Consider the following 10,674-nt stretch of genomic DNA (forward strand, 5'->3'; position numbering starts at 1 on the left):
CCGGTGGCCCGCTCTCCGTCGCGACGACCGGAAAGCGGCCCATCGGTGGGCGCGCGGGGCTACCCGGTGGCGCGCGGACGTGCCAGCAACCCGAAACCGACCCCGGCGACCACGAGCCCGGCCAGTGCCAGGCGGAACGCGGCCCGGTAACCCTCCACCTCTCCACCGGCGGCCGCCGTGAAGGCGGCACCGACGAAGACGGCGAGCCCGGTCGCGCCGCCGAGCTGGTCGACGCAGCGCTGGACCCCGGCGGCGACCCCGGCGTCGGTTTCGGTGACGCCGTGCAGAGCGGCGTTCTGCAGGGCGACGAGCCCCACGCCCATTCCGGCGGCGACCGCCAGCATTCCCGGCATGAGGTCGGCCCAGAGCGTGCCCTCGGCGGGCAGCCTGCTCAGCCACGCGGTGCCCGCGGCCGTGCAACCGATACCGAGCACGGCGGTCCACCGCACGCCGAGCCGGTCGACCAGTCGGGCGACCTGGCTGATCGCCAGCAGCAGCACCACGCAGAACGGCAGGAACGCCAGGCCCGCCTGCAGTGGTGGCAACCTCAGCACGTCCTGCAGGTAGAGCGTGCTGAGGAAGAAGGTCGCCGAGAGTGCGGCACTGAGCAGCGCGGTCGCGAGGTTGGCGGTCAGCCGGATCCGGTCACGCAGGACGCCGCGGGGCACCAGGGGGCGGGTCGTGCGCGACTCGAGCGCGGCGAAGACGCCGAACGCGAGCAGGCCGAGCAGAACCGGGCCCCAGACGGTGACCTCGGCCCACGGAAGCTCGCCCGCGCGGACGATGCCGAGGATCAGTGCCACCGGTGCGACGGTGAGCAGGATCGGCCCCCGGGGATCGATGTCCGGCCGGGCTCGCGGCGGGTCCGGCCGGATCAGCAGTGGGCACGCGATCACCACGGCCAGCACCAGGGGCGGGTTCACCAGGAAGATCCACCGCCAGTGCGCCAGTTCGGTGAGCACCCCGGACAGCAGCACGCCCGCGACGAGACCGCCACTGGAGATGGCGGCCCAGACGCCGAGAGCGCGGGCCCTGGCGCGGGTTTCCGGGAACAGCAGCGCGATCAGGGACATCGCCGCGGGCGAGGCCAGCGCCTCGCCCGCGCCCTGGGCGAACCGGGCCGCGACCAGAACCGGCAGCGACGGCGCGAGTCCCGCCAGCAGGGACGCGGCACCGAACAGTGCCGCCCCGGCGAGGAACATCCGGCGTCTGCCGACCAGATCGCAGATCCGCCCGCCCATCAGCAGGAGGCCGCCACCGACCACCGTGTATCCGGTGACGACCCAGGTCAGCGCGCCCGCGCCGGCGCCGAAGTCGGTACCGATGGACGGCAGGGCGATGGTGACGACGGTGACGTCGACGGCGATGAGCAGTTGCAGCACGGACAGGAACGCCAGGATCGGCCCGCGCCGTGACGGGTGCGGATCGGCGGGGGAGCGCGGGCGCAGAGCCTTCGTCGGGCGTGGCAGGGCCCGGAACATCTTCACGTGGGTACTCCAGGTTTCCGGCACGGAGCGGACCGCTCGACGCGCGTGGGACGGGCGTGCTGTGCCGGAACGCGCGAGGTCCCGGCCGAGCCGGCCGGCAACGCGCTCGTCGGTTCCGACGGTGTACCTGGAGTTACTTGGTGAATGCGCCCACGGCCGGAGATTAGCAGGCGGGTGACGCCGACCGTTCGTTACGCGGCGGTCTTGACGCGCGCTGGGCCATGCTGTTTTGTTTTGTTGGGTTTTGTCTGGACATGGAGGTTCGGCATGCGTCGGCTCGGTGTTGTTCTGGCAGTGACCGCGTTCGCCGGCGGGATCCTGGTTCCCGCGACGGCCGAGTCGGCACCGGATCCGGTGCACGCCTACCTGGAGGATCCCGCGCGGGTCGCCGAGGGCCAGGAACCCGCGCACGCCAGGCTGACGCCCTATGCCGACGAGGCGGCGGCCGCACGCGGCGACGAGGAGAGCCCGTTCACGCGGTCGCTCGACGGGGACTGGCGGATCGCCATGGCCGACCGTCCGGAGGAGGTGCCTGCCGGCTTCTGGTCCGAGGGCTACGACACCGGCGGCGCGGACTGGCGCACGGTGTCGGTCCCGCACACCTGGCAGACCGACGGCCTCGACCATCCGATGTTCCGCAACATCGCCACCGAGATGCAGCCGGACGATCCACCGAAGGTGCCCCGGGACGTCAACCCGACCGGCGCGTACCTCAAGGACTTCGACCTTCCGGCGGACTGGTCGCGGCGATCGACCTTCCTTCGCTTCGAGGGAGTGACCTCGGCGTACTTCGTCTGGGTCAACGGGCAGTACGCCGGATACGACCAGGGCGGGTACACGCCCGCCGAGTTCGACATCTCCCGCGCCCTGCGGCCTGGACCGAACCGGATCGCGGTGCAGGTGCACCGGTGGAGTGCGGGCTCCTACCTGGAGGACGTCGACCAGTGGCGGTACTCCGGCATCTTCCGCTCCGTCGGCCTGCACTCCACGCCCGGCACCTACGTCGAGGACGTGACCCTGCGGACCGACCTGGACGAGGACTACCGGGACGCGACGCTCAGCGCGGCCGTCGACCTCGGTCACAAACCCGGTGGCACGACGGGACGGCACGAGGTGACCGCCAGCCTGCGGGACGCGGCCGGTACCGAGGTGGGCCGTACGAGCGGTGCGGTGGATGTCACGGGGCCGGGCGCACGGGCAGAGTTGGCGATCCCGGTGCGGGATCCGGCGAAGTGGACGGACGAGACGCCGAACCTCTACTCCGTCGTGCTCACCCTCACCGGCCCGGACGGCCGCGTCACGCACATCACCGGGGAGACCACCGGATTCCGCGAGATCGAGATCCGCGACCGGCAGCTTCTGGTGAACGGGGAGGCGCCGCTGTTCAAGGGAGTCAACCGGGCCGAGACTGATCCGGACCACGGACGGCACGTACCGAAAGCGGCACAGGAGCGCGACATCGCGCTGATGAAGCAGGTCAACATCAACGCCGTGCGGAACTCGCACTACCCGGCCGACCCCTACTTCTACGAACTCGCCGATCGCAACGGCATCTGGCTCGACGACGAGGTCGACATCGAGACGCACAACCACGAGAACTGTGCCGAATGGTGCCAGGCCGATGAACCCGAGTGGCGGGACGCCTTCATGGACCGCTTCACCGGGATGGTGGAGCGTGCGAAGAACCATCCCAGCGTGTTCATGTGGGACACCGGCAACGAGGCCGGACTCGGCGCGCACCACTACGAGATGGCCGAGTGGGTCAAGCGGAACGATCCCACCAGGCCCGTCTACCACCAGTCCAACGACCCCGACGGCGACGCACCGTTCGCCGACGTCTGGGGCCCGCGTTACCCGTCGCCGGAGAAGTTCGCCGAGCAGGCCAAGAGCACCACGAAGCCGCTGATCTTCGGCGAGTACGCGCACGCGATGGGCAACAGCCTCGGCAACTTCCGCGAGTTCTGGGACATCATCCGGCGCAATCCCGCGACACAGGGCGGATTCATCTGGGACTGGGCGGAGCAGAGCATCCGCCAGCCGCTGCGGATCCTGCCGGACAGTTCGGGCAACGACATCTCCGCGCACATCAGCGGCGCGCCCGAGTTCGTGGACGGTCACCGCGGCAAGGCGCTGGCAATGTCCGGTCTGGACGACTTCGTCGAGGTCTACCGTGATCCACTGCTGGACATCACCGGCACCTCGCTGACCCTGGACGCGTGGGTGAAGCCGGAACGGCCGTGGAACGGCGACTTCCGGATCGTCGGCAAGGGCGATCACCAGTACGCACTCAAGATGGCGGACGAGAACACCCTCGAGTTCTTCGTCCACAGTGGAACGTGGCAGACGGTGCGCGCCGCCGTGCCGCCGGACTTCTACGACACCTGGCACCGGGTGACCGGCACCTACGACGGCACCGCTCTGCGGATTCACATCGACGGCAGGGAGGCGGCCGCCACCCCGTTCACCGGTGCCATCGACCGCTCCTCGGCGGAGGTGAACATCGGCCGGGACTTCGAGACCTCGTGGAACGACCCGAGCGATGTGGGCCGGATGGCCCACGGTGCGGTCGACGATGTCCGGATCCACGATCGCGCGCTGAGCCCGGCGGAGCTCGCCACCGGTGAACCGGTGCCGGGTGCGCTGCTGGCGCTCGATCTCGACGGCGCCGAGGAGCGGGGCACCCATCTCTCCTACGGGTCCAGTCTGTCCGGACTGGACGGTGTGGTCGGCGCGGACCGGGACCTGCAACCGGAAACCCGGCAACTCGCCTGGGTGCACCAGCCGATCCGGTTCGGTTACGAGGGCGGCGCCTTGTCGGTGCACAACGAACGCCGCTTCGCCGGCACCGACGACCTGCTGCTGCGCTGGAAGGTGACCGAGGGCGGGACGGTGCTGGGCGAGGGCGAGCAACCGTTGCGGGTGGGCGCGGGGGAGACCGCGACCCTGACGCCGCCCCTGCCGGACGTGCCGGGGGACGGGGAGCGGTTCCTGACCGTGGAGGCCGTCACCGCCACCGACGCGCCGATGCTGCCCGCCGGGCACGTACTCGCACACGATCAGTTCATCCTCGGCGGTTCGGTGGTGCCGATGCCCGGTAGCGGCGAGATCGCGGCCGGTCAGGTCGACGTCGAGGAGAACGCGGACACGGTGACCGCGCTCGCAGGCGACACGAGCTACACCGTCGACAAGCGCAGCGGTGCCCTCTCCTCGATCAACCGGGCGGGCAGGCAACTGCTCCACGAGGGACCGCGGCTGGACGCCTGGCGCGCGCCGATCAGCAACGAGACCTTCGCCTGGGGAACGGCGGAGGGGGAACTGTGGCGCGAGGCCGGACTCGACCGCTTGCGTACCGAGGTGACCGGGGTCCGGGTGGAACGCCCGGACGGCGCGGGACCGCGGATCGTCGTCGACAGCACAGTGGCGGCACCCGACGTCGAGGGTGCCTGGTTCGACCAGACCATGACCTACTCGATCGATCCGGCGTCCGGGCTCCGGCTCGGCCACCGCGTCGAGGCGCAGGGAGCCATGCGGGAACTGCCCTACCTGCCGAGGATCGGGGTCGCGCTGGCCGTGCCGGACGAACTCGACCGCTTCACCTGGTACGGCCGCAAGGACGAGAGCTACCCGGACCGCCAGGACGGTACGCCGGTCGGCGTCTACACCACCGGAGTCGACGAGCAGTACGTTGAGTACCACCGCCCGCAGGACCACGGCAACCACACCGGCAGCCGGTGGGCCGCACTCAGCGACGGGCGCACCGGCGGGCTGCTCGTCGGCGGTGCGGGCAACGTCGGCGTGACGGCGCACGACGAGCTCGACCGGGCGGCGTACCCGTTCCAGCTCCGGCGCAACGACGGCTGGTTCACCCTGCACGCCGACCACGCCGTGACCGGGGTCGGCGACACCCCGAACCCGGTACGGGAACGGTTCCAGGTGGCCGCGGACCGGGCGTACGAGTACGAGCTGACCCTGCGGCCGGTCAGCGCCGCCGAGCTCGACGCGATGCGGCCCGCCCCGGTGGCGCCATGATCCGGCGGACGGTCCGGCCGGGGAGCCGGACCGTCCACATCGGACGGAACTCCGGTGGCCGGAGTCCGGATCGGCCTCCGGCGACGGGGTGACCTACTGTGGGCGGGCCACCGCCCGGACGGAGCACAGCACCGCCGAGGCGACCAGCGGAACCGGAGGCGTCGGGGCGTGCACGGTCGGAAATCGTCGAGCGAGCGGACAGCCGGGAAACCGGGAACCCCCGTACTGGTGCGTTGGCGCCGGGACCATCCGTGGTTCGACCATCTCCTGGTCACCGCCGCGACCTACCGTGACCGCAACGGCGACCACTATTCGGCGGCGATCACCTTCTTCACCCTGCTGTCGATCGTGCCGTTGCTGATGATCAGTGTCGCGGTCGCCGGATTCGTGCTGGCGGGCAACGAGGAACTGCTCCTGCAGACCCAGCAGGCCATCACCCACGCCGTGCCGGGGGTGCTCAGCTCGACCACGGACGCCGTGGTGGCCACCGTGATCGAGGAGCGGAGCAGTTTCGGTGTCCTGGGGCTGTTCTTCGTGGCGTACTCCGGCTGGAGCTGGATCAGCAACCTGCGTGACGCGCTCACCACCATGTGGGGCCGTCCCCGGCCGCAGAGGTCGGTGCTGCGCACCATCCTCGCCGATGTGGCGACGTTGATCGGGCTGGGCGCGGCGCTGGTGGTCTCCTTCGCGCTGACCGCGCTCGCCGGCGCGCTGGGGACGACCCTGCTGCGGCTGGTCGGGCTGGAGGACACCGGATGGGCGGGTGTCTCGCTGACCGTCCTGTCGATCGTGCTCGCCATCGGCGCCAACTGGCTGGTGCTGCTCTGGGTGTTGACGAAGCTGCCGCGGCACCGGGTGCCGTTCCGGGACGGCATGCGCCCGGCGATGTTCGCGGCCGTCGGCTTCGAGGTGCTCAAGCAGGCTGGGAACATCTACCTCGGGCTGCTCGGCAGGTCGCCCGCGGTCGCCGCTTTCGGGGCGTTGTTGGGCCTGCTGATCTTCATCTACCTGGTCTCCCGGTTCCTGCTGGTGGTGACCGTGTGGACCGCGCTCAACCCGCGGTACGCGACGGCGCGCGAACCGCTGCCGGACGCCCCGGCGCGCACCGTCGCCGACGAGGACGCCATGGCCGGCGGCGACCTCGGGACCGAGGGGCGCGAAGGTGCGCCGCCGAACGGGAACGACGAGCACGCGGGCGAGGAGCACCCGGCCGAACGGGACACGGCCGAACGGGATGCCGCAGAGGATCGGGATGCCACAGAGAATCGGGACGAGGACGGTCCGGACTCCCGGAACGGGCCGCCGGGTGCGACCGGGGTGGTCGTCGCCGGTGCGGGCGCGTCGGCGATGACGCTCCGCTCCTTCCTCGGCCACTGACCTGGCAGGCCCGAGTCTCCGGGATCCGGACCGGCCGGGACCCGGACCGCCCGGGATCCGGACCGCAGGGTCCACTGTGGACGAATCGCGGTGCGCGGGGTCCCGCGCACCGCGACCACTGTCAGAGTGTCCGCTCGAGCCTGCGTGCCAGGATCGACGTGAACCGTGCCGGATCGCCCAGCTCGCCGCCCTCGGCCAGCAGCGCCATCCCGTACAGCAGTTCGGCCGTCTCGGTGAGCTCCTCGTCGCCCGCCCGCTCACCGTGCGCGTCACGCAGGCCGCTCACCAGCGGGTGAGTGGGGTTGAGCTCGAGAATTCGCTTGATCTGCGGCATGTTCTGGCCCGAGGCGCGGTACATCTTCTCCAACGTGGGCGTGACGTCGTAGGCGTCGCCGACGATGCAGGCCGGGGAGGTGGTGAGCCGCGAGGACAGACGCACCTCCTTCACGTTCTCCTGCAGGGTCGTGGTCATCCAGGACAGCAGCCCGGCGAAGTCCTTCTGCCGTTGCTCCCGTTCCGCCTCGGCGGTCTCCTTCTCCTCGTCGGTGTCCAGATCGACCTGGCCCTTGGCGATCGACCGGAACTCCTTGCCGTCGAACTGCGGCACCGAGCCGACCCACATCTCGTCGATCGGGTCGGTGAGCACCAGGACCTCGAATCCCTTGGCGCGCAGGGCTTCCATGTGCGGGGAGTTCTCGATGATGGACCGGGTCTCACCGGTCATGTAGTAGATGTGCTGCTGACCGTCCTTCATCCGCTCCACGTACTGGCGCAGGGTGGTCGGCGCGTCCTCGTCGTGGGTGGAGGGGAACGAGGAGATGTCCAGGATGGTGTCGCGGTTGTCGGCGTCCTCCAGCAGACCCTCCTTGACCGCCGAGCCGAACTCCTTCCAGAAAGTGGTGTAGCGGTCCGGGTGCTCGGTCATCATCGACTTGACCGTCGACAACACCTTGCGGATCAGTCGTTTGCGGATGAGCTGGATGTGCCGGTCCTGCTGGAGGATCTCCCGCGAGACGTTCAGCGACAGGTCGGCCGCGTCGACGACGCCCTTGACGAAGCGCAGGTACTCCGGCATCAGCGCCTCGCAGTTGTCCATGATGAACACCCGCTTGACGTAGAGCTGGACCCCGCGCTTGCGCTCCCGCATGAACAGGTCGAGCGGTGCCTGGGCGGGAATGAACATCAGCGCCTGGTATTCGAAGGTTCCTTCCGCCTGCATGCGGATGACCTCGAGCGGATCGTTCCAGTCGTGGCTGACGTGCTTGTAGAACTCGGTGTACTCCTCGTCGGTCACCTCGTCCCTGGCGCGGGCCCACAACGCCTTCATCGAGTTGACGGTCTCGAGCTCGCGGGTCATCTCGCCGTCCTCGGCGGTCTTCTCCACGGCCAGCCGGATCGGCCAGGTGATGAAGTCGGAGTACCGCTTGACGATCTCGCGGACCTTCCACTGCGAGGTGTAGTCGGAGAGGTGGTCCTCGGCGTCCTCCGGCTTGAGGTGCAGGGTCACCGAGGTGCCCTGCGGCGCGTCCTCGACCGGTTCGATCGTGTAGGTGCCCTCCCCGCTGGACTCCCAGCGGACGCCGTGGGCCGAACCCGCGTGGCGGGTGAGCAGCTCGACCCGGTCGGCCACCATGAAGCTGGAGTAGAAGCCGACGCCGAACTGCCCGATGAGGTCCTGGGAGGCGGCGGCGTCCTGTGTCTCGCGCAGCTTGCGGAGGAACTCCGCGGTGCCCGATTTCGCGATCGTGCCGATGAGCTGGACGACGTCGTCCCGGGTCATGCCGATGCCGTTGTCCCGCACCGTCAGTGTCCGGTGCTCGGCGTCGATCTCGATCTCGACGTGCAGGTCGGAGGTGTCGGCGGCCAGATCCTTGTCGCGGAACGCCTCCAGGCGCACCTTGTCCAGCGCGTCGGAGGCGTTGGAGACCAGCTCGCGGAGGAAGGTGTCCTTGTTCGAGTAGATCGAGTGGATCATCAGCTGCAGTAGCTGCCGGGCCTCGGACTGGAACTCGAGGGTTTCGACCTGCGTGGTCACGACTTTCCTTTCGGCAGGGACGGGGTGGAACGGCGGCGGACGCCGGGTCCGGGGACGGGGTCGCGGTGCGGAGCGCCTGGCGTCGTCAGCCGGGCGGGCGGGCACCCGGCAGCGCCGGTGCGCCGCCGCTGTGCCCGGTGCCAGGCCCGGGTGGTCCGGGCGGGCGTCGATACCTGTTCCCCATGCGCGGAATCCTACCCAAGCGGAAACGGGCGGAGGTCCCAGTGGGAGGCCCCGGCGGCAACCCCGCCGCCTTCCGATGTCGCGAGCCTGGCACGGCCCACCCCCGGGAGCGCCGTGCCTGCGGAGCGAGCCCGGCGGGTTCACGCGAGTACCGAAGGGCTGGGCCATTCAGGTCTACCTTGTTGGTCCTTATGGCCGCGCCGGTCACCAGGGGTTAATGTCGACCCCACGCCCTCTCACACGCGATGGCCCGGCGATCTGCCGGGAGAGCCGCGTCGGCGTACCCGTTCGGAGTCTCGGTTCCACGACCTCTCCCCGTCACGGGCGCACTGCTCGGTTGTCCCGGCCCAGACTCTGCCGGTCGTGAATCTCACCGGCGGAAGGTCAGCGCGATGCATCGCACCATGAGCAGGGCCGAGGGTCCCGGATCGCGCCGGAAGGGCGTGGTCGCGGCGCTGTCCGCGATCGGAGTCTCGGTGGCGTTGACGGTCGCGCTCGCCACGACCGTCCCGGCCTATGCCGCCGGTGACCCGGTGGGCCTCGGCACCGTGGCCGCGTACTCGGTACTGGGCGGGCAGGCCGTGACGAACACCGGTCCGTCGGTGCTCGGCGGGGACCTGGGTGTCAGCCCCGGCACGGCCGTCACCGGTTTCCCTCCCGGCATCGTCGGCGGCACCATCCACGCCGCGGACGCCGCGGCGACACAGGCGCAGTCGGATCTGGCGATCGCCTACGACGACGCCGCCGGGCGCGCTCCGACGGAATCGGTCGCGGGCAATCTGGTCGGGCGGACGCTCGTCGACGGCGTCTACAAGTCCACCGGTCCGCTGTCGTTGAGCGGCACCCTCACCCTGGACGGCCAGGGTGACCCGAACTCGGTGTTCGTGTTCCAGGCCGCGTCGACGTTGATCACCGCCTCGGCCAGCAGCGTCGACCTGATCAACGGCGCGCAGGCGTGCAATGTCTACTGGCAGGTCGGCAGTTCCGCGACACTGGGGACCGGATCGACCTTCGTCGGCACGATCATGGCGCTCACCTCCATCTCGGTGACGACGGGCACCGTCGTCGAGGGCAGGGCGCTCGCTCGCAACGGCCAAATTTCGCTCGACAGCAATGTGTTCACCAACCCCGGGTGCGACACCACGCCGCCGACCACCACGACGACGTCGGACGACATGACCACGTCGGAGGACACGACCACGTCGGAGGACACGACCACGTCGGACGACACGACCACGTCGGACGACACGACCACGACCGAGGACACGACCACGTCGGACGACACGACCACGACGGACGACACGACCACGACGGAGGACACGACCACGGCGGACGACACGACCACGACCGAGGACACGACCACGTCGGACGACACGACCACGACGGACGACACGACCACGACGGACGACACGACCACGACGGACGACACGACCACGACCGAGGACACGACCACGTCGGACGACACGACCACGACCGAGGACACGAACAACACCGCCGGCAAGACACTCGCGGCAACTAGACACCCCACCGTCGCGACACGCAAACGAAACAACAAAAAACAGC

5 protein-coding genes are annotated in these 10,674 nt (G+C 69.9%); 3 read left to right on the top strand and 2 right to left on the bottom strand.

Annotated features, from left to right (window positions below; all coding sequences use genetic code 11):
- Positions 1-59: 59 nt before the first annotated feature.
- Positions 60-1,481: an MFS transporter gene (locus CFN78_RS22205; protein ID WP_094864821.1), complete on the bottom strand. Its 1,422-nt coding sequence runs from the start codon at positions 1,479-1,481 to the stop codon at positions 60-62.
- A 300-nt stretch (positions 1,482-1,781) separates the two neighbouring features.
- On the opposite strand from CFN78_RS22205, the gene CFN78_RS22210 reads away from it, so the two are divergent.
- Together CFN78_RS22210 and CFN78_RS22215 are read left to right on the top strand one after the other, a co-directional pair.
- Positions 1,782-5,516 (top strand): glycoside hydrolase family 2 TIM barrel-domain containing protein, encoded by a 3,735-nt coding sequence (locus CFN78_RS22210; protein ID WP_240519620.1) that lies wholly within the window; start codon positions 1,782-1,784, stop codon positions 5,514-5,516.
- Positions 5,517-5,744: 228 nt separating this feature from the next.
- Positions 5,745-6,893, top strand: coding sequence for a YhjD/YihY/BrkB family envelope integrity protein (locus tag CFN78_RS22215; RefSeq protein WP_165777668.1), 1,149 nt, complete (start codon positions 5,745-5,747; stop codon positions 6,891-6,893).
- A 121-nt stretch (positions 6,894-7,014) separates the two neighbouring features.
- Here the strand turns inward: CFN78_RS22215 and htpG are convergent, their stop codons facing one another.
- Positions 7,015-8,928 carry a molecular chaperone HtpG gene (htpG, locus tag CFN78_RS22220; protein WP_110495023.1) on the bottom strand — a complete coding sequence of 638 codons (1,914 nt, stop codon included), beginning with the start codon at positions 8,926-8,928 and terminating at the stop codon, positions 7,015-7,017.
- 575 nt (positions 8,929-9,503) lie between these two features.
- Between htpG and CFN78_RS22225 the strand changes: the two genes are divergently transcribed.
- A partial coding sequence (locus tag CFN78_RS22225) for an ice-binding family protein (protein WP_205660612.1) occupies positions 9,504-10,674 on the top strand: 1,171 nt, incomplete at its 3' end.

Source organism: Amycolatopsis antarctica (assembly GCF_002262875.1).
GTDB lineage: Bacteria > Actinomycetota > Actinomycetes > Mycobacteriales > Pseudonocardiaceae > Amycolatopsis > Amycolatopsis antarctica.